General features: G+C 70.9%; 20 protein-coding genes. 10 read left to right on the plus strand and 10 right to left on the minus strand.

The genetic code is table 11. The features are described 5' to 3' along the window. Positions 1-81: 81 nt before the first annotated feature. Entirely contained in the window at positions 82-384 is a 303-nt protein-coding gene (locus ACFZDK_RS00100; RefSeq protein WP_390968230.1) for a hypothetical protein, read from the minus strand. A 72-nt stretch (positions 385-456) separates the two neighbouring features. Between ACFZDK_RS00100 and ACFZDK_RS00105 the strand changes: the two genes are divergently transcribed. The 3 genes from ACFZDK_RS00105 to ACFZDK_RS00115 all read left to right on the plus strand — a co-directional run bounded on the left by ACFZDK_RS00105 (position 457) and on the right by ACFZDK_RS00115 (position 2,895). Beyond that, positions 457-822, plus strand: coding sequence for a hypothetical protein (locus ACFZDK_RS00105; protein ID WP_390968232.1), 366 nt, complete (start codon positions 457-459; stop codon positions 820-822). 51 nt (positions 823-873) lie between these two features. Next, positions 874-1,866 (plus strand): porphobilinogen synthase, encoded by a 993-nt coding sequence (hemB, locus tag ACFZDK_RS00110; protein WP_390968234.1) that lies wholly within the window; start codon positions 874-876, stop codon positions 1,864-1,866. Between the two features lie 129 nt (positions 1,867-1,995). Further along, complete coding sequence (locus ACFZDK_RS00115; protein WP_390968236.1) at positions 1,996-2,895, plus strand: SAM-dependent methyltransferase; 900 nt, start codon at positions 1,996-1,998, stop codon at positions 2,893-2,895. A 10-nt stretch (positions 2,896-2,905) separates the two neighbouring features. Here ACFZDK_RS00115 and ACFZDK_RS00120 read toward each other — a convergent pair whose 3' ends face one another. After that, positions 2,906-3,619 (minus strand): DUF4232 domain-containing protein, encoded by a 714-nt coding sequence (locus ACFZDK_RS00120; protein ID WP_390968238.1) that lies wholly within the window; start codon positions 3,617-3,619, stop codon positions 2,906-2,908. Positions 3,620-3,796: 177 nt separating this feature from the next. Here ACFZDK_RS00120 and ACFZDK_RS00125 point away from each other — a divergent pair, with 177 nt between their 5' ends. Continuing rightward, the gene (locus tag ACFZDK_RS00125) at positions 3,797-5,371 is read left to right on the plus strand and encodes a helix-turn-helix domain-containing protein (protein WP_390968240.1); all 1,575 of its coding nucleotides are present in this window, start codon (positions 3,797-3,799) and stop codon (positions 5,369-5,371) included. On the opposite strand, the gene ACFZDK_RS00130 is transcribed toward ACFZDK_RS00125, so the two are convergent. Next, positions 5,317-5,517 (minus strand): hypothetical protein, encoded by a 201-nt coding sequence (locus ACFZDK_RS00130; RefSeq protein ID WP_390968242.1) that lies wholly within the window; start codon positions 5,515-5,517, stop codon positions 5,317-5,319. The two genes, ACFZDK_RS00125 and ACFZDK_RS00130, sit on opposite strands and share 55 nt — an antisense overlap. A gap of 334 nt (positions 5,518-5,851) precedes the next feature. On the opposite strand from ACFZDK_RS00130, the gene ACFZDK_RS00135 reads away from it, so the two are divergent. Continuing rightward, positions 5,852-7,060, plus strand: a complete 1,209-nt coding sequence (locus ACFZDK_RS00135) for an aminotransferase class I/II-fold pyridoxal phosphate-dependent enzyme (RefSeq protein ID WP_390968244.1) — start codon at positions 5,852-5,854, stop codon at positions 7,058-7,060. 98 nt (positions 7,061-7,158) lie between these two features. Further along, entirely contained in the window at positions 7,159-7,542 is a 384-nt protein-coding gene (locus ACFZDK_RS00140) for a VOC family protein (protein ID WP_390970020.1), read from the plus strand. 34 nt (positions 7,543-7,576) lie between these two features. On the opposite strand, the gene ACFZDK_RS00145 is transcribed toward ACFZDK_RS00140, so the two are convergent. Genes ACFZDK_RS00145 through ACFZDK_RS00160 form a run of 4 tightly spaced genes read right to left on the minus strand, consistent with a single transcriptional unit; the run spans position 7,577 to position 10,391 of the window. Continuing rightward, a complete protein-coding gene (locus tag ACFZDK_RS00145) occupies positions 7,577-8,449 on the minus strand; it encodes an IS5 family transposase (protein WP_390968246.1) in 873 nt (290 codons plus the stop codon). Between the two features lie 56 nt (positions 8,450-8,505). Beyond that, a complete protein-coding gene (locus ACFZDK_RS00150) occupies positions 8,506-9,279 on the minus strand; it encodes a DUF4253 domain-containing protein (RefSeq protein ID WP_390968248.1) in 774 nt (257 codons plus the stop codon). 42 nt (positions 9,280-9,321) lie between these two features. Then, the gene (locus ACFZDK_RS00155) at positions 9,322-9,567 is read right to left on the minus strand and encodes a DUF397 domain-containing protein (protein WP_390968249.1); all 246 of its coding nucleotides are present in this window, start codon (positions 9,565-9,567) and stop codon (positions 9,322-9,324) included. Then, on the minus strand, positions 9,564-10,391 hold the full coding sequence (locus ACFZDK_RS00160; protein WP_390968251.1) for a Scr1 family TA system antitoxin-like transcriptional regulator: 828 nt from the start codon (positions 10,389-10,391) through the stop codon (positions 9,564-9,566). The genes ACFZDK_RS00155 and ACFZDK_RS00160 overlap by 4 nt, the downstream gene beginning before the upstream one ends. A 113-nt stretch (positions 10,392-10,504) precedes the next feature. Between ACFZDK_RS00160 and ACFZDK_RS00165 the strand changes: the two genes are divergently transcribed. Genes ACFZDK_RS00165 through ACFZDK_RS00175 form a run of 3 tightly spaced genes read left to right on the plus strand, consistent with a single transcriptional unit; the run spans position 10,505 to position 11,462 of the window. Then, the gene (locus ACFZDK_RS00165; RefSeq protein WP_390968252.1) at positions 10,505-10,933 is read left to right on the plus strand and encodes an ATP-binding protein; all 429 of its coding nucleotides are present in this window, start codon (positions 10,505-10,507) and stop codon (positions 10,931-10,933) included. 8 nt (positions 10,934-10,941) lie between these two features. Beyond that, positions 10,942-11,157 (plus strand): type II toxin-antitoxin system CcdA family antitoxin, encoded by a 216-nt coding sequence (locus tag ACFZDK_RS00170; protein ID WP_390968254.1) that lies wholly within the window; start codon positions 10,942-10,944, stop codon positions 11,155-11,157. Next, a complete protein-coding gene (locus ACFZDK_RS00175) occupies positions 11,145-11,462 on the plus strand; it encodes a type II toxin-antitoxin system PemK/MazF family toxin (RefSeq protein WP_365710747.1) in 318 nt (105 codons plus the stop codon). The genes ACFZDK_RS00170 and ACFZDK_RS00175 overlap by 13 nt, the downstream gene beginning before the upstream one ends. 75 nt (positions 11,463-11,537) lie before the next feature. On the opposite strand, the gene argS is transcribed toward ACFZDK_RS00175, so the two are convergent. Beyond that, complete coding sequence (argS, locus tag ACFZDK_RS00180) at positions 11,538-13,295, minus strand: arginine--tRNA ligase (protein WP_390968257.1); 1,758 nt, start codon at positions 13,293-13,295, stop codon at positions 11,538-11,540. Positions 13,296-13,672: 377 nt separating this feature from the next. Here argS and lysS point away from each other — a divergent pair, with 377 nt between their 5' ends. After that, positions 13,673-15,403: a lysine--tRNA ligase gene (lysS, locus tag ACFZDK_RS00185; RefSeq protein WP_390968259.1), complete on the plus strand. Its 1,731-nt coding sequence runs from the start codon at positions 13,673-13,675 to the stop codon at positions 15,401-15,403. A gap of 88 nt (positions 15,404-15,491) precedes the next feature. On the opposite strand, the gene ACFZDK_RS00190 is transcribed toward lysS, so the two are convergent. Both ACFZDK_RS00190 and ACFZDK_RS00195 read right to left on the minus strand, forming a co-directional pair. After that, positions 15,492-16,832, minus strand: coding sequence for a DUF2637 domain-containing protein (locus ACFZDK_RS00190; RefSeq protein ID WP_390968261.1), 1,341 nt, complete (start codon positions 16,830-16,832; stop codon positions 15,492-15,494). A gap of 84 nt (positions 16,833-16,916) precedes the next feature. After that, positions 16,917-17,819 carry a DUF3558 domain-containing protein gene (locus ACFZDK_RS00195; protein ID WP_390968263.1) on the minus strand — a complete coding sequence of 301 codons (903 nt, stop codon included), beginning with the start codon at positions 17,817-17,819 and terminating at the stop codon, positions 16,917-16,919. Positions 17,820-17,830: the final 11 nt, after the last annotated feature.

Here is a 17,830-nt window from a genome sequence, read left to right on the forward strand (position 1 = left end):
CCAGGACGGTGCAGGACCGTTCCTCTGTGTGCAGGGCGGACAGCAGGGCGGGGATGTTGCGGGGCGCCGGGGCCGCGTCGGTCATGCGAGCAGTCGGCCCGTGTGCTCGGCCAGGTCGCGCAGTGCCCAGGTGATGTTCGTCCGGTGCCGGTCCACCAGGGCGAAGAGGAGGAGCGGGTCGCCCTCGCGGTCGACCCGGGTCGTCACATGGTGGTGGCTGGTGGTCGTGATGACGATGGTCTCCAACTCGCCCTCGAAACCGGCCTGGTTGAGGTGAGTGGTCACCAAGTGGGCGGTCTCCTGGGCGTCCTGGGACGGTCCCGCGTCGCCGTGCTCGGCGTAGGAGAGGCCCGTCACGCCGTCCAGGAGGGCCGCGGCGGTCACACCGGGTGTGCCGGCCTCTGCCGATCCGCTCGCGTCCGAGTTGACCCACGTAAGGAAATCGAGGGCACCAGCGTGAACATCGAGACCACCCTCAAGGAAGCAATGAGCATCGACGGGGCCCTCGGAGTCGCCCTCGTCGACTACGAGAGCGGCATGTCCCTCGGCGCCCTGGGCGGTGGGCCCCACCTGGACCTGGAGCTGGCCGCGGCCGGGAACACCGAGGTCGTGCGGGCCAAGCAGCGCACCCTGAAGTCCATCGGCCTGGACGACGAGATCGAGGACATCCTGATCACGCTCGGCGGCCAGTACCACCTGATCCGCCCCCTGACCAAGGTCGGCGGTTCGCTCCTCCTCTACCTCGCCCTGGACCGGGGCCGCAGCAACCTCGCCCTGGCCCGGCACGGCCTCAAGAAGCTGGAGAGCGAGCTGGAGGTCTGACCGACGCGACGTCGGCAAGCGTGCCCGTGTGACGGGCGTAGCGTAGGGAGCATGACGAAGTACGGCTCCTTTCCCGGCACGCGGCCGCGTCGGCTGCGGACCACCCCCGTCATGCGGCGCATGGTCGCCGAGACCCGGCTGCATCCCGCGGACTTCATCCTCCCGGCGTTCGTCCGCGAGGGCGTCTCCGAGCCGGTGCCGATCGGCGCCATGCCCGGTGTCGTACAGCACACCCGGGACAGTCTGAAGAAGGCCGCCGCGGAGGCCGTCGCGGCCGGGATCTCCGGGATCATGCTGTTCGGGGTGCCGGAGGAGGGCAAGAAGGACGCCCTCGGGACGCCCGGCACCGACCCGGACGGGATCCTCCAGGTCGCGCTGCGGGACGTGCGCGCCGAGGTCGGCGACGAACTGCTCGTGATGTCCGACCTCTGCCTCGACGAGACCACCGACCACGGGCACTGCGGGGTGCTGGACGACGAGGGGCGCGTGGACAACGACGCCACCCTGGAGCGGTACGCCGAGATGGCCCAGGTGCAGGCCGACGCCGGCGCCCATGTCGTCGGCCCCAGCGGGATGATGGACGGGCAGATCGGCGTCATCCGCGACGCCCTCGACCAGATCGGGCGGGAGGACGTCGCGATCCTCGCCTACACCGTGAAGTACGCCTCCGCCTTCTTCGGCCCGTTCCGGGAGGCCGTCGGCTCGTCCCTGAAGGGCGACCGCAAGACCTACCAGCAGGATCCCGCCAACATGCGGGAGTCGATGCGCGAGCTGGCCCTGGACCTGGAGGAAGGGGCCGACATGGTGATGGTCAAGCCGGCCGGGCCCTACCTCGACATCCTCGCCCGGGTCGCCGACTCCGTGGACGTACCGGTCGCCGCCTACCAGATCTCCGGCGAGTACTCGATGGTCGAGGCCGCCGCCGAGAAGGGCTGGATCGACCGCGAACGGGCCATCCTGGAGACCCTCACCGGCATCAAGCGGGCCGGCGCGCAGAACATCCTGACGTACTGGGCGGTGGAAGCCGCCCGGATGCTGGGCTGAGCCCCGGGTCATGGTGCCCCCGGCCGGAGAGATCCGGCCGGGGGCACTTTCAAGTCGCCGGTGGCGTTAGGTTGTTGACCGTCCGTTGTTGACCGTCCTCGCCCTTCGCCGACCGTCCGGGAGACGCCCATGTCCGGTGACGCCCTCAGTCAGGACCCCGCCCAGCTGAGAAGGAGGATAGACAGCACCAAGGCACACCCGGCCCGCGTGTACGACGTCTTCCTCGGCGGCAAGGACCACTACCCCGCCGACCTCGCCGCCGCCTCCGCCGCGCTCTCCGCCAATCCGCGCGGCTACCTCGACGTCCGGCACAACCGCGACTTCCTGCGCCGCGCCGTGAACACGCTGGCCGAGGACGGGATCCGGCAGTTCCTCGACATCGGCACCGGCCTGCCCACCGCGGAGAACGTCCACCAGATCGCCCAGCGCGTCATACCCGACTCCCGGGTGGTGTACGTCGACAACGACCCGATCGTCCTCGCGCACGCCCGCGCCCTGCTCACCAGCGGGCCCGAGGGCCGTACCGACTACATCGACGCCGACTTCAGGAACCCGGCGGAGATCCTCGAACAGGCCTCGAAGACACTGGACTTCGACGAGCCGATCGCCCTGTGCCTGGTGGCGATCCTGCACTTCGTGGAGGACGAGGAGGCCTACCCGATCGTCCGCGGACTCGTCGAGGCGCTGCCCGCCGGCAGCCGGGTGGTGCTCAGCCACCTCACCGAGGACCTCAACCCCGAGAACATCCGGGCGGTCCAGCGGGCCTACACCGAGCGCGGCTTCAGCTTCGTCCTGCGGTCGCGGGCCGACGTCGAGCGCTTCTTCACGGAGAACTCCCTCGCCCTGACCGACCCGGGCGTGGTCCCCGTGCACCGCTGGCGCGCCGACCACGCGGCGCCCGTGCCCGAGCAGCCGGACGCCGCCTTCCTGGAGTCCCTCGACCCCGTCGAGCGGGTCCGCTACGCCGACATCAACGACGTCACCGACGCGGACATCAACGTCTACGCGGGGCTCGGCGCGAAGGCCTGAGGCCTCCCCCTCACCAGTCGAGGACGTCGTCCTGGTTCTGCTGCCAGTACGTCACCCGCAGCGAGCTGTCGTAGTACACGCCCTTCGCCGGCAGCAGCGGTGTCGCCGAGGCACCGCCGCTGCTGTTCGGGGTCATGCCCTGGAAGGCGACGGTCAGCTTCCGGGCGGTCGTGCCGCCGTCGCCGCTGCCGTCGGCCGCGGACAGCAGCACGCCCGCGTAGCCGGACTCGCCCGGCGCGAGGGTGGTGACCGCCTGCGGGTGGGTCGCCTCGTCGGGCTGCGGCACCCACTGCATCTCGTCGAAGCGCAGGACGGGGTAGTAGGTGAGGTCGCAGGTCCTGCTGCCGGTGTTCCGCACGGTCAGCAGCAGGTGGTTCAGCGGGCGGGAGAGCGGCTGGGCGGTGACGGTGGTGTTGGAGCCGTTGCACAGGACGCGGGAGGTGCTGCTGCCCGGCTTCTTCGTGGCGGTGTCGCTCACGGGCGAGGGGGTCGACTTGGCGGTGCCCGAGCCGGTGTCGCCGGTGTCCGTGTTGCCGGTGGTACCTGTGGCGGCTTCCGAGGTCTTCGGTGTCGGTGTCGCCGGCTGCGACGCGGTCGTCGCCGGTGCGGACGCGCCCTCGTCGCGGGTGCCCGTTCCGTCCTCGCAGGCCGTGAGGGCGAGGGCGGCGACGGCGGCGCCGGTGGCGGCGAGCAGACGGACACGGCGGGTGGCGCGCTGGGCCATGGCGAATCCTCTTTCGAGTGACGGCGTGCTTGGATGGCCACAGCCTGTGGGCCGCTCCGTCCCGTCCGCCACAGCCGCCGGACGATCCGGGACGCTGGAACGGCCACACCGGCTCTGACCTGTAAGAACAACCCTTCCCTGGAACGCGGGTACGGGATGTGGGGGGACGGAGGAATGGTGTCGGACGGCACTTCGGGAAGCGGTTTCGCCGAGTCGCTGCGGGAGTTGAAGGACCGCTCGGGGCTCAGCTACGGCACGCTCGCCAAACGGCTGCACATGAGTACGTCCACCCTGCACCGCTACTGCAACGGGGACGCCGTACCGGCGGACTACGCCCCCGTGGAACGCCTCGCCCGGCTCTGCAAGGCCGGCCCCGAGGAACTCGTCGAGCTGCATCGGCGGTGGGTGCTGGCGGACGCGGAGCGAGCACGCAAACCGGACCCACCCCGGAAGGCGGCCGAGGCAGCGGCCGTGGAACCGGCGGCCGTGGAACCGGCGGCCGTGGAACCGGCGGCCGTGGAAACGGCGGTCCGGGAAACGGCGGTCCGGGAAACGGCGGTCCGGGAAACGGCGGTCCGGGAAACGGCGGTCCGGGAAACGGCGGTCCGGGAGACGGCGGTCCGGGAGACGGCGGTCCGGGAGACGGCGGTCCGGGAGACGGCGGTCCGGGAGACGGCGGTCCGGGAGACGGCGGCTGTGGAAGTGGTGGGTCCGGAGCCGGTGGGTCCGGAAGCGGCGGCTGTCGGGGAACCGGGGCCGAGCCCCGTGCCGGAGCCGTTGGTGGAATCGGTGCCGGAGTCGTTGGCGGGGTGGGACGGCGAGCGGCGTCGGCGTACCGTCCGGCCCGTGCTGCTCGCCGGCACCGCGGTCGTCGTCCTGCTCGGCGCCGCCGTCCTCGCCGTGAAGCTGCCCTCCGGCGGGACCGACGACAAGGGGCAGGGGCCCGCGGGCGCCGCCGCGTCGGTGTCCGGCGGCCCGCGCTCCGCAGGGGCCACGGCCTCGGGTACCCCGTCCACCGCCTCGCCGTCCGCCTCCTCCTCCGGCGACTCCGGCTCGTCCTCCCCCTCCGCGCCGACCACGGCCACCGGCGGCTCCGGGGACGCCGGTACGGCCGCCTCCGCGCCCGCCGCCGGCAGCACCGCGCCTCCGCTCACCGTCAACACCCAGCCGTACTCCTGGGAGAGCCCCTGCTCCCAGCACTACCTGATCGACCGGGCGCCGGCCGACGTGGCGCCGCCGCCGCTGGAGACCGATGCCACCGCCTGGGTCTCCGCGCACCAGGCGGTCTCCTCGGGGGAGCAGTACGTCACGCTGACCGTGCAGGGGACCGGCAAGGAGTCGGTGGTGCTGGAGAGCCTCGCGGTCCGCACGGTGGACCGGAGCGCGCCGCTCGCCTGGAACGACTACGCGATGGGATACCCGGGCGTCGGCTGCGGCGGAAACGTGCCCACCCGCTCCTTCACCGTCGCCCTGGACGCGATGCGCCCGGCGGTCGTCCCGGAGGCGGGGCACCGGGACTTCCCGTTCAAGGTGAGCGAGTCGGACCCCGAGGTGTTCTACGTGACGGCGGACGCCTCGGCGTACTCCGTCGGCTGGTATCTGGAGCTGGCCTGGTCCAGCGGGTCGCGGCACGGGACGCTGCGGATCGACGACAAGGGGCGGCCGTTCCGCACGAGTGGCAACAACGGGCGGCCCGCCTACGAGTTCCCGCTGGGCGGCGAGGCCTGGCGGGCCGCGTCGTCGGGGGGCTGAGAGCGGGACGCGGCGGAGGGGCCCTCGTCGCGTACGCCCTGTCCGTCCCGGCACCCGCTGAGGGCGGTCGCGGCGACCAGCGCGAGGGCGGCCACCGCGAGCAGACGGCGGCGGCCGGGGGCCGGGGTGGGGGGCGTGGCGGACATGCGAGGACTCCCTTGGCGATCTCGAACTGCCTTCAGCCTGTCCGGTTGCCCGCCCGGGCCGCCAGAGCACACCGGGAATTCGGGACGCGTGCCGCCGTTCCACCCCTGTGAGCTGTGCGGATCCCGTCCCGTGGGACGACGGTCCGGGACGTCCTGGCCGCCGGAGCGGGGGCCTCGGCGCCGTCCGTCCGGATCGCGGAATGACGGGTGTAGACGGCATGCACCTCTCTAGGCTCCGGCCAAGACGAGGATCAGACCGCGGACCCGGATCGAGGACCGGACCAAGAACCGGACCGAGAACGGGACCGCGGATCCAGACCGAGGAGAGCCGTCCATGACCGTCACCAGCGCCCCCGCCCCCGCCCTGCCGCCGCTCGCGGCCCGTGCCCGTACCGTCGGCGGTTCGCCCGTGCGGGAGATCCTCGCGGTGACCGCACGCCCCGAGGTGATCAACTTCGCGGGCGGGCTGCCGGCCCCGGAGCTGTTCGACCGGGAGGGCATCGCCGCCGCCTTCCGGACGGTCCTCGAGGAGACGCCCGAGCGGGCGCTGCAGTACTCCACGACCGAGGGCGAACCGGTGCTCCGGCAGGGGCTCGCGGCCCGCCTCCAGGCGCAGGGCCTGCCCACCGACCCCGACGACCTCCTGATCACCACCGGCTCCCAGCAGGCCCTCTCCCTCCTCGCGAGCGCCCTGATAGACCCCGGTGACACCGTCCTCGTCGAAAGCCCCTGCTATCTGGCGGCACTTCAGGTGTTCGGGCTGGCCGGCGCGCGGGTCCTGCCCGTCCCCTGCGACGACGACGGAGTCGACCCGGCCGCCCTCGCGGAGCTGATCCGCGCCGAGCGGCCCAAACTCCTCTACCTGGTCCCGACCTTCCAGAACCCCACCGGCCGCACCATGCCCGCCGCCCGCCGTGCCGCCGTCGCCTCGGCCGCCGCCGGGCACGGCCTGTGGATCGTCGAGGACGACCCCTACGGCGAGCTCCGCTACGACGGCGACCGCGTCCCCTGGATCGCGTCCTTCCCCGGCGCCGAGGACCGCACGGTCCTGCTGGGCTCCTTCTCCAAGGTCATGGCCCCCGGCCTGCGGCTCGGCTGGCTCCGCGCCCCGGGCGTCGTGCGCCGCGCCTGCGCGGTGGCCAAGCAGGCCGCCGACCTGCACACCCCGACCGTCAACCAGCTGGCCGCCGCCCGCTATCTGGACGTCCTCGACGCCCATGTCGCCAAGGTCCGCGCCGTGTACGGCGAACGCCGGGACGCCATGCTCGCCGGGCTGGCCGACGCCCTCCCGGCCGGCTCCACCTGGAACCGGCCCGAGGGCGGCATGTTCCTCTGGGCCCGGCTCCCGGAGTCGTACGACACCACCGCCCTGCTCCGCCGGGTGGTGGAGCAGAACGTGGCCTACGTCCCCGGCGAGCCCTTCTACGCCGCCGACCCCGACCGCTCGACCCTGCGGCTGTGCTTCGTGACGCAGACACCGGAGGAGATCGCGGAGGGCCTGCGCAGACTCGCCAAGGGGCTCGCCGGGGGCCTCGACGACTAGGCGTGTATCGAAAGAGCTGCCAGGTGTCCGAGCTGTAGGCGCGAAGATCGAGCGCAACTCGGTGGCGTCTGGAGCGGAGATCAGGAATGCTCGCGCGCATGGTCTCGGTATTGCAGAACGTGGCGATTGACTGTGCGGATGCCTACGAGCTGGCCCGGTTCTGGAGCAGAGTGACCTGCCGTCCGCTGCATCCGGAGGACAAACCGGGTGATCCGGAGACTCAGGTGGTGCTGGCGGAGGGCCCAGTGCTGTACTTCAACCAGGTGCCCGAGGCTAAGACGATCAAGAACCGGATCCATCTGTGTCTGCGCCCAGAGACCTCGCGTGAGCAGGAGGTGGAACGGCTGCTCGGCCTCGGTGCCACCCTTGTCGCCGATCTCCGGAATCCCGATGGCTCTGGCTGGGCGGTCCTTGCTGATCCCGAAGGCAACGAATTCTGCGTTCTGCGCAGCGAGTCCGACCGGGCCGCCATGACTTCCTGACGCCTCCACGGCCATCCTGGCCGGTTTCGGCTGGTCACAGCCACTCGTTGATGGCCGCGACGAGGACGGTCGCCTGGTAGCGGACCGCGAGCTTGTCATACCTCGTAGCCACAGCACGGTGCCGCTTGAGGCGATTGATGCAGCACTCGACAGCGTGCCGGGCCTTGTGGTCTTCCTGGTCGAACTTCGGCGGCCTGCCGCCTTTCGAGCCGAGCTTCTTGCGGTTGCGGGCTTGGTCGGCCTTGTCCGGGATGGTGCAGCGGATCCCGCGCCGACGCAGGTAGGCGCGGTTCTTCCGGGAGGCACAGGCCCTGTCGGCGCGCACGCGATCAGGTGGGATGCGGGGCCTGCCCGGCCCGATGCGGGGCACGCGGACCGTCTCCAGGACGGGCTCGAACTGCGGGCAGTCCCCGCGCTGCCCGGCGGTGACCACGACCGACATGGGCTTCTGCCCTTGCTCGGTGGCCAGGTGGAGCTTGGTGGTCAGGCCGCCGCGCGAGCGTCCCAGGCCGTGATCGTCCGGCTCGGTGGCGATGCCGCCGGGCGGCTCCTTTTGCAGGTCCCCCTTTTCCTCGCTCCGGCGGCGTGCTGGTGGGCCCGGCACACTGTGGAGTCCACGTTGAGATCCCAGGCGATCAGGCCCTTGGCGTCGGCCCCGGGCCTGCAGCGCGGTGAAGATCCGCTGCCAGGTGCCCCGCTGCCAGCGGCGGAACAGGTCGTACACCCGGCCCCGGGGCCCGTACCGCTCCGGGACATCCCGCCACGGAGTCCCGGTCCGGGTCCGCCACCGTATGTCGTCGATCAGCTGCCGACGGGTCCATATCGGGGGCCGGCCCGGCTTCTTGCCCTTCGGCAGCAGCGGCTCCAGCACCGCCCACTGCTCGTCCGTCAGATCTCCACGTGCCACGAAACAAGATCATCTCAGGTCCAAGATCCACTTCCGGTACACGCCCTAGCGGGGGCTCAGTCCCACCAGAAATGCCACAGCCGCTCGCCGACCAGCTGCTCGGCGTAGGACGAGAGGGTGTCGTCCTTGCCGGGCAGCACGGCGTACGGGCAGAACGCGAAGTGCTCGGCGGCGAGCGCCTCGGCCTGGTCGAGGTCGGCGGGCGGGGCGGCCACGGAGACGGCGAGGTGGTCCAGGCCCAGGGCCACCACCCGTATCCCGAAGCGGTCCTCCCAGGAACGCAGCACCGCGCACAGCCGGGCCACGTCCTCCTCGTGGTTGACCGGGCCGCTCCAGCCGATCGCCGACGGTATGTCCGCGCTGCGCCGGGCGGACACCAGCGCCAGATGCGGCTCCTTCAGCCACGGCCGGCCCTGGCTCAGCGCGTCGGCGACATCGGCGGCCCGCGCGTCCGGGTGGGCGACCAGCGCGGGGGCGGGGGCGAGCCCGGGCCACTCCTCGCCCTCCAGCGGGTCCTCTTCCCAGAAGTCCTCCAGCACCTCGTCGGCGTCGTGGTCCCCCGGGTACGACGTCTCCCCGGGCGCGAAGTCCCAGTCGTCGATCTCGGACACGTCGACGAGCACCGGCAGCAGCCCCGCACGCGCGGCCGGCGCACCCAGCGCGGCCCAGGTCCCGGGGCCCGCGGGCTGCCCGGCGTACCACAGCAACGGCTCGTGCCACGGGCCGTCGAGCGTGTCGTCGACCAGTGTCCCGGGCGGGAGTTGAAGCCCCAGGGACCGGCCGCTCGGGTCGGTCGCCAGCTTGGGCAGCGGGTTGGGAAGAGTCGCCATGGCAGTGACTGTAAGGGGCGGCACTGACAACGACGGACGGGGCTATCCGACGGATGCGGTGAAGGCGGCCCAGGCGGCGGGGGAGGCGGTGAGGGTGGGGGCGGTCTCCGCCGGGTTCTTGGAGTCCCGGATGTGGACGGCGTGGGGGCAGGCGGCTACTTCGACGCATGCGCCGCCTTCGTCACCGCTGTAGCTCGACTTCCGCCAGGCGACGGCGACTTCGATGCACGCGCCGCCTTCACTGCCGCTGTAGGTCGACTTGAACCACTGAAGTGCCTCGGTGTTCATCGCTCTCCTAGCAGGCGGTCGAGCAGGCCCGCCGAGTCCTGAGTGGTCAGGGCCTGCGTCCGCAGCATCGCATACTTGCGCGCCAGCCTGGAGACCTCATCCGCGTCGGACACCCACTGACTGCCGCGCTGGGACTCGGTGTACGCGAGGTGCTGATGGTCCGGGGTTTCGAGGAGGATGAAGGGCCCGTTGACACCTGCGTGGTAGGGGCTGCTCAGAAGCAGGAACTGCAGGGATACGCAGGGCAGTTCGGCGAGCTCCCGAAGGCGGCGGAGCTGTCCCGTACGCACCTCCGGCCCACCGAGTGCCATGAGCAGCACCGGTTCCCAGACGACGAAGCTGAGCGTCGGCGCGTTCCTGCGGTGCAGGATCTCCTGGCGCTCCAGCCGGGCCGCCGTCCGCGTCTCGACCTCGTCCCCGTCGTACGCGGGCACGCGGTTGCGCAGGACGGCCCGCACATACGCCTCCGTCTGCAGAAGACCGGGGAGCACCGCGTTGTCGTACCAGGACAGGGCGATCGCCTCGCGCTCGTGCTCCATGTAGACCTCGGCCCACATCGGGAACTGGTCCACATCCGGCAGGTTCGCCACCCCCGCCGCCAACATCCCTTTCGTTTCGAGGACTTCGTCCATCCGCGCCGCCACGTCCGGTTTCAGCGCCCGCCTGCCCTGCTCGATCGACGCGACCGTCTGTTCGTCGAGTCCCACCCGCAGGCCCAGCTCGGTCTGCGTCAGACCGGCGACCCGGCGCGCCGCGCCGAGTTGCTTGCCGAGCATCTTCATCGACGTCTGGTTCTTGGGCCGCGGCGGCTTCTTCGCGCTCATGTCGGTCTCAATCCCCTTGGGCACGCGTACGTCACCGGGTCGGAACCCGTACAAAAATTTCGTACGGGTTCACTGCCTGCCTCACGTTAGTGACTCTGCGCGACATTCGTCCCGTGAACGACGTAACCGAACTCCTCTATCCCCGCGAACAGTTCTATGCCCGGGAGCGCCGGTCCGTGCCCGCGGCCAGGCGGTTCGCCGCGCAGTCGCTCAGATGCTGGGGCCTGTCCGACTGGACCCGCGCCGACGACGTGTCGCTGTGCGTGAGCGAGTTGGCGACGAACGCGCTCCTGCACGGGGTGCCGCCCGGCCGGGGCTTCCTTCTGCGGTTGCGGTACGACGGTGACGTCGTCCGCGTCGAGGTGCACGACAGCGGGTCGGGCGTGCCGAGGATCGCCGAGGAGACGGACGGCGAGGGCGGCCGCGGTCTGCTGCTGGTCGCGTCGCTCGCCGACAAGTGGGGGGTGTGCGAGCGGGCGCTCGGCAAGGTGGTGTGGGCAGAGTTCGAGGGCTCCGCCATGGCGGGCGTACAGCTGGTATAACCGTGAGTATGTCGACGAGTAAGCTCACGGTGACCGTGCCGGACGAACTCCTCCAGGCCGCGCGCGAGGCGGCGGACGGCAATCTGTCCGCCTTCGTCGCCAGAGCCATAAGAGATCAGCTGTTGCGCGACGCGATGGCGCTGTACGCCGAGGACAACGCCCGTATCGGAGACGACCTGGACGATCTGTACAGCGCGGCGGAGGACGATCTGTGCGACAACTGAAGCGCGGCCAGGTGTGGACCGTCCCCACCGTGGGCCGGGATCGCACGGTGGTCGTCGTCCAGAACGACCACGTGGCCGAACTGCACCCCGGCGCGGTGCTCTGCGCGCTGCTCGACACGTCCGGGGAGCGGCGGGAATCACTGGTCACGGTCCGGGTGACGACTCCGCTGAGGGGAGTGGTCCTGGCCCCGGACCTGTACAACTTCCGGCTGGGGCGGTTCGAGCAGGGCAAGTACCACGGAGACGTTCCCGGCGAGCAGATGGAACGCGTGGACATCGCGTTGCGGGCGGTGCTCAGTCTCTGACGTTCTCGGCCCCTTGCCGGCGGCCCCCGCTGACGTGGGGGTGTGACCGAGGGGTTGTTGCTGCGGTGAGGACGGTCAGAGCTTCTCCGGCGTCCTGATCCCCAGCAGCGCCATGCCCCGGTGCAGGGTCCGGGCCGTGATGTCGCACAGGAAGAGGCGGTTCTCCACCTGCTCGGGGGTGTCGGCCTTCAGGACCGGGCACTTGTCGTAGAAGGAGGTGTAGAGCGAGGCCAGTTGGTACAGGTACGCGGCCAGCTTGTGCGGGGCGTACTCCGCCGCCGCCTCGAAGACCGTGTCGCCGAAGGCGTCCAGGTGCAGGCCCAGCGCCCGCTCCGCGGCGTGCAGTTCCAGCTCCGCGTGGGCGGCGGGGCGGACGTCGCCCGCCTTGCGGAGGATGGACTGGATCCGGGCGTAGGCGTACTGGAGGTAGACGGAGGTGTCGCCGTTGAGCGAGACCATCTGGTCCAGGTCGAACTTGTAGTCCCGGCTGGGGGACGTGGACAGGTCGGCGTACTTCACCGCGCCGATGCCGACCTGCGTGGCCCGCTCCTGGATCTCGTCCTCGGTCAGGTCCTGCGCCTTCTCCCGGACGACCTCGGCGGCCCGCTGCACCGCCTCGTCCAGCAGGTCCTCCAGCCGTACGGTCTCGCCCTCACGCGTCTTGAACGGCTTGCCGTCCGCGCCCAGCACCGTGCCGTAGCCCATGTTGTGCGCGGTGACGTCGTCGGTGAGCCAGCCCGCCCGGCGGGCCGCCTCGAAGACCATCTTGAAGTGCAGGGACTGGCGGACGTCCACGACGTAGATCAGGGACGTGGCGTGCAGGTCCTGGACCCGGTTGCGGATCGCCGTCAGGTCGGAGGCCGCGTAGCCGAAGCCGCCGTCCGCCTTCTGCACGATCAGCGGGACCGGTTGGTCGTCCTTGCCCCGGATGTCGTCGAAGAAGACGACGAGCGCGCCTTCGGAGCGGACCGCCACGCCCATCTCCTCCAGGAGGCGGGCGGTCTCGGGCATGCCGTCGTTGTACGCCGACTCGCCCACGATCTCGTCGTCGCGGATCTCCATGTCCAGCTTCTCGAAGACCGAGTAGAAGTAGACCTTCGACTCGTCCACGAACCGCTGCCACAGGTCGAGGGTCTCCTTGTCGCCGGACTGGAGGGCGACCACCCGCTTCCGGGCCCGCTCCTTGAACTCCTCGTCCGCGTCGAAGACCGCCCGGGAGGCCTTGTAGACCCGGTTCAGGTTCGACATGGCCTGCTCGCCGTCCGTGTCGGTCTCCGCGGACAGCTCGGCCGGGTTCTCGATCAGGTACTGGATGAGCATGCCGAACTGGGTGCCCCAGTCGCCGATGTGGTGCCGGCCGATCGTCTTCTCGCCGGTGAAGTCGAGCATGCCGCGCAGGGCGTCGCCGATCACCGCGGAGCGCAGGTGGCCGACGTGCATCTCCTTGGCGACGTTCGGCTGGGCGTAGTCGATGACGGTGAGGCCCGGGTGCGTCTTGGACGGCACGCCGAGCCGGTCGCCGTCCGCGTACCGCGCGGCCAGGTTCTCGGTGATCGCCTTGTCGGCGAGGGTGATGTTGAGGAAGCCGGGGCCGGAGACCTCGACGTCCTGGATCAGGTCCGCGCCGGTGGTGATGTGCGAGACGACCTGCGTCGCCAGCTCCCGGGGGTTGGCCTTGGCCTTCTTGGCGGCGGCGAGGATGCCGTTCGCCTGGTAGTCGGCCCGGTCGCTGCGTCGCAGCAGGGGGTCCACGGGGGCCTCCGGCAGGGTGGCCGAGAGGGCGTTCGTGAGCTGCTGGGTGACGGAGTCGCTGAGGGACGTGACCGGGGCCATGGGGTGGGAGCCGTTCTCCTCGTGGGTGCTGGTAGACGGGTCCAGTATTTCACGGGGGGTAAAGGGGTTTTTGCGGCCACGGGGTGGGGGTGGTGCGGTGCGCTGCCGGGTGCGGGTGCGTGGGGGCTGGTCGCGCAGTTCCCCGCGCCCCCAAGCGGCGGCTGTGCCGCCGGTCGGGGCTGTGCTGCGTGCTTGGTCGTGCCCGTGCGGCGGAGCCGCATATCGGTGCGGCCCGGTGCCCCCGGGCGGCTGCTGCGCCACCGGTCGGGGGCGCCTTGACAACCCGTTTTCGTAGATGTGGGGGTGCCTGGGAGAATGGAGCGGTCAGCCGTGCGACCGTACCGGCTGCCCGTTGCCAGAAAGAAGGACGTGCCGACGTGGCTCAGAGCACCGAGACCACCGACTGGGTCTCCCGTTTCGCGGATGAGGTCATCGAGGAGTCGGAGCGTCGGGCCCCGGGCAAACCGGTCGTCGTCGCGTCCGGGCTCTCGCCGTCGGGGCCGATCCACCTGGGCAACCTGCGTGAGGTCATGACCCCGCACCTGGTCGCGGACGAGGTCCGGCGGCGCGGGTACCAGGTGCGGCACCTGATCTCCTGGGACGACTACGACCGGTACCGCAAGGTGCCCGCCGGCATCGCCGGGGTCGACGAGAGCTGGGCCGAGCACATCGGCAAGCCGCTGACCTCCGTGCCCGCGCCGAAGGGCTCCGCGTTCCCGAACTGGGCCGAGCACTTCAAGGCCGCGATGGTCGAGTCGCTGGCCGAGCTCGGTGTGGAGTTCGACGGGATCAGCCAGACCGCGCAGTACACGTCCGGTGTGTACCGCGAGCAGGTGCTGCACGCCATGAAGCACCGGGGTGACATCGACGCGATCCTGGAGCAGTACCGGACGAAGAAGGCCCCCAAGAAGCAGCAGCAGAAGGCCGTCGACGAGGCCGAGCTGGAGGCCGAGGAGGGCTCGGGCGCGGCGAGCGAGGACGACGGCTCGTCCGGCTCCGCCGGGTACTTCCCGTACAAGCCCTACTGCGGGGGCTGCGGGAAGGACCTGACGACCGTCACCGCGTACGACGACGACAGCACCGAGCTGACGTACGTCTGCACCGAGTGCGGCTTCACCGAGACCGTCCGGCTGAACGAGTTCAACCGCGGCAAGCTGGTCTGGAAGGTCGACTGGCCGATGCGCTGGGCCTACGAGGGCGTGATCTTCGAGCCGAGCGGTGTCGACCACTCCTCGCCCGGGTCCAGCTTCCAGGTGGGCGGGCAGATCGTGGGGATCTTCGGCGGGCAGCAGCCCATCGGGCCCATGTACGCCTTCGTGGGCATCAGCGGCATGGCCAAGATGTCGTCGTCCCGGGGCGGGGTGCCGACCCCGGCCGACGCGCTGAAGATCATGGAGCCGCAGATCCTGCGCTGGCTGTACGCCCGCCGCCGGCCCAACCAGTCCTTCAAGATCGCCTTCGACCAGGAGATCCAGCGGCTCTACGACGAGTGGGACAAGCTCGACGCCAAGGTCGCGGAGGGCGCCGCGCTGCCCGCCGACGTCGCCGCGCACTCGCGTGCCGTGCGCACGGCGGGCGGTGAGCTGCCGCGGACGCCCAAGCCGCTGCCGTACCGGACCCTCGCCTCGGTCGCCGACATCACCGCCGGGCACGAGGACCAGGCGCTGCGCATCCTCAGCGAGCTGGACCCCGCGAACCCGCTGGGATCGGTGGACGAGGCACGCCCCCGCTACGACAAGGCCGAGGCCTGGATCAACACCCAGGTACCGGCCGACCAGCGGACCATCGTCCGCGAGGAGCCCGACGCCGAGCTGCTGAAGTCCCTCGACGAGGCGTCCCAGCAGTCCGTACGACTGCTGCTCGACGGGCTCGCCGAGCACTGGTCGCTCGACGGGCTGACCCACCTCGTGTACGGCGTGCCCAAGGTGCAGGCCGGGTTCTCCGCCGACGCGACGCCCAAGGAGCTGCCGGCCGAGATCAAGACGGCCCAGCGCACGTTCTTCGCGCTGCTGTACCACCTGCTGGTGGGCCGGGACACCGGCCCCCGGCTGCCCACGCTGCTGCTCGCGGTGGGGCAGGAGCGGGTGCGGGCCCTGCTCGGGGCGTAGCACCGGGATGTGACGCATGAAGAAGGGGCCCTCCGCCGAGGAGGGCCCCTTCTTCATGCCGTCGCGCGGCTCGCGTGGCTTACGTGGCTTACGCGATGTGGTCTTCCTGCAGCTCCGCCGTGTGGCGGTTGGTGAAGCGGTTGACCATGCGGTCCGCGTCGCGCTGCGGGAGCGTGATGCCGAAGGTCGCCTCCACGTCACCCCTGAACTGGCCGGAGCTGGGGTAACCGCCGTCTATCGACTTCTTGAAGACCAGGTAGAAGTCCTCCTCCGCCGGCTCCGGGGGCCCGCCGCCCTCACCGAGCTCACGGGTGCGGCCCGGGCCGGAGGGGATGGGGAAGCTGCCGGTCTGCTCCGACGGGGACTCCTCGGGGAGGGGCGGCTGCTCCTCCGGGAACTGGTTCTGGGCGAGCTGTTCCTGCCGGTACTGCTGCTCTTGCTGGTACTGCTCCTGCTGGTACCGCTGCTGCTCCTGCTCGTACCAGGCCGCGTACTGCTCCTCGGTGAACTGCGGTTCGTACGGCGGCTCGAAGTCGGGGTTGTAGTCGCCGTGGTACTCGATCTGCTGGGGATCCCTGGCGTGCAGCCACTGGTTGACGTCCGTCTCGGGTTCCGGCGCCGCGGCCTGCCGGGGGACGGCCGGTTGCCCGGCGCCGGGGGCCGGCTCGGGGCGCTGCTCGGCGGGCGGCGCGACCACGGCCGCCGCCGGGGCCTGTACGGCGGGTGCGGGGGCCGGCAGGAGGGCCGGGAGGTCGATGCCCGCCGCCGCCAGGCCGTTTGGGGCGGTGTCGGCGAGGGGGACGCCGTACTTCGCCAGGCGCAGCGGCATCAGGGACTCCACCGGGGCCTTGCGGCGCCAGGCCCGCCCGAAGCGGGAGCGGAGCCGCGCCTGGTAGACGAGACGTTCCTGCTCCAGCTTGATGACCTGGTCGTAGGAGCGCAGCTCCCACAGCTTCATGCGGCGCCAGAGCAGGAAGGTCGGGACCGGGGAGAGCAGCCAGCGGGTGAGGCGGACCCCCTCCATGTGCTTGTCCGCCGTGATGTCGGCGATCCGCCCGATCGCGTGCCGGGCCGCCTCGACCGCCACCACGAAGAGGACCGGGATGACCGCGTGCATGCCCACGCCCAGCGGGTCCGGCCAGGCCGCCGCGCCGTTGAAGGCGATCGTGGCGACGGTCAGCAGCCAGGCCGTCTGCCGCAGCAGCGGGAAGGGGATGCGGATCCAGGTCAGCAGCAGGTCAAGGGCGAGCAGGACACAGATGCCCGCGTCGATACCGATCGGGAAGACATAGGCGAAGTTCCCGAAGCCCTTCTTGATGGCCAGCTCGCGGACGGCCGCGTACGAACCGGCGAAGCCGATGCCGGCGATGATCAGGGCGCCGGTCACGACCACGCCGATGAGAACGCGGTGCATCCGAGTCAGCTGCATTGGCGCGGCCACCCGTACTCCCCTCCCCTTGCGTGTTGTTGCGCGCAACAGGGTGGCACATGTGTGCGGCGCACGTGTTGCCGGTCAGCTCTTCTTGGCTGACGACTTGGAGGGCGAGGCGGAGGCGGAGGGCGACTTGGAGGTGGACTTGGAGGGTGTCGCCGCAGGTGAACTCGGTGCGGAACCGGACCCGTTGGCCGTCGAGACCGACGCCACCGCCTCCTTGGCCGCCTTCTCCGCCGCCTTCGTGAGCGTGTCGGCGTCCGGCGTCTTCTCGCCGGCCAGACCCGCGCCGTTGTAGTCGACGGTGACGACCACGTTCGCGACCCGGGCCACGACCGTCTGCTGCTTGAAGGCGCCCTCCTTCTTCTTCAGGTCGTAGCGCACCACGGTGGCCTGGTCGCCGGCCCCGGTCACCGGCACCGACTTGGTGTTCTTGGCACCGGTCACGGACTGGGCGTCCTGCAGCTGGGTCGTGTAGTACGCCTCGGCCTGCTTCTCGCCGGAGCCGCGGTTGGCGTCCGAGTCGAAGCGGAGGAAGGAGATGTTCAGCCAGCGGAACTGGGAGCCCTTCACACCGTTGTTGTCCAGGCTGCTCCAGGAGCAGCTGTTCCGCGTGGCCACATCGTCCGAGCTGCCCTCCTTGCCCGACTTCACGCCCTTCGGGACGAGTTCGGTGAGCGTCTTCTTCGACAGCACCGCGCACGGCTCGGGCAGCTTCTGGTACTTGGCCGCCTGGACGGTCGGCGAGGCGGCCGTGGAGCCGTCGGAGGGGGCGGTGACGGTGCCGGTGCCGCTGCCCGTCCCCTGGGCGCCGCTGTCCGAGTCCGAGGAGCAGGCCGTCGCGAACAGGGCCACCGCGGGGACGGCCGCCGCGCAGACGAGACCGCGGCGCAGGCGCCCTGCCCGTCGCGGTGCGTTCCGTTCGGTCCGGGCGCTCTGGTCGGCTGGCTGGACTGCTACTCGCTGCATGGTTCCTTCACTCATACGTTCGGGGT

The sequence above is a fragment of the Streptomyces sp. NPDC007901 genome (genome assembly GCF_042959465.1).
In the GTDB taxonomy this organism is placed as follows: Bacteria; Actinomycetota; Actinomycetes; order Streptomycetales; family Streptomycetaceae; genus Streptomyces.

What these genes read in the sequence shown, in the direction of transcription:
- ACFZDK_RS00140 (WP_390970020.1), top strand. Translation starts at nt 7,159, where the DNA reads ATGGTCTCGGTATTGCAGAACGTGGCGATTGACTGTGCGGATGCCTAC.
- ACFZDK_RS00150 (WP_390968248.1), bottom strand. Translation starts at nt 9,279, where the DNA reads ATGGCGACTCTTCCCAACCCGCTGCCCAAGCTGGCGACCGACCCGAGC.
- hemB (WP_390968234.1), top strand. Translation starts at nt 874, where the DNA reads ATGACGAAGTACGGCTCCTTTCCCGGCACGCGGCCGCGTCGGCTGCGG.
- ACFZDK_RS00115 (WP_390968236.1), top strand. Translation starts at nt 1,996, where the DNA reads ATGTCCGGTGACGCCCTCAGTCAGGACCCCGCCCAGCTGAGAAGGAGG.
- ACFZDK_RS00155 (WP_390968249.1), bottom strand. Translation starts at nt 9,567, where the DNA reads ATGAACACCGAGGCACTTCAGTGGTTCAAGTCGACCTACAGCGGCAGT.
- argS (WP_390968257.1), bottom strand. Translation starts at nt 13,295, where the DNA reads ATGGCCCCGGTCACGTCCCTCAGCGACTCCGTCACCCAGCAGCTCACG.
- ACFZDK_RS00170 (WP_390968254.1), top strand. Translation starts at nt 10,942, where the DNA reads ATGTCGACGAGTAAGCTCACGGTGACCGTGCCGGACGAACTCCTCCAG.
- ACFZDK_RS00195 (WP_390968263.1), bottom strand. Translation starts at nt 17,819, where the DNA reads ATGAGTGAAGGAACCATGCAGCGAGTAGCAGTCCAGCCAGCCGACCAG.
- ACFZDK_RS00120 (WP_390968238.1), bottom strand. Translation starts at nt 3,619, where the DNA reads ATGGCCCAGCGCGCCACCCGCCGTGTCCGTCTGCTCGCCGCCACCGGC.
- ACFZDK_RS00190 (WP_390968261.1), bottom strand. Translation starts at nt 16,832, where the DNA reads ATGCAGCTGACTCGGATGCACCGCGTTCTCATCGGCGTGGTCGTGACC.
- ACFZDK_RS00160 (WP_390968251.1), bottom strand. Translation starts at nt 10,391, where the DNA reads ATGAGCGCGAAGAAGCCGCCGCGGCCCAAGAACCAGACGTCGATGAAG.
- ACFZDK_RS00130 (WP_390968242.1), bottom strand. Translation starts at nt 5,517, where the DNA reads ATGTCCGCCACGCCCCCCACCCCGGCCCCCGGCCGCCGCCGTCTGCTC.
- ACFZDK_RS00135 (WP_390968244.1), top strand. Translation starts at nt 5,852, where the DNA reads ATGACCGTCACCAGCGCCCCCGCCCCCGCCCTGCCGCCGCTCGCGGCC.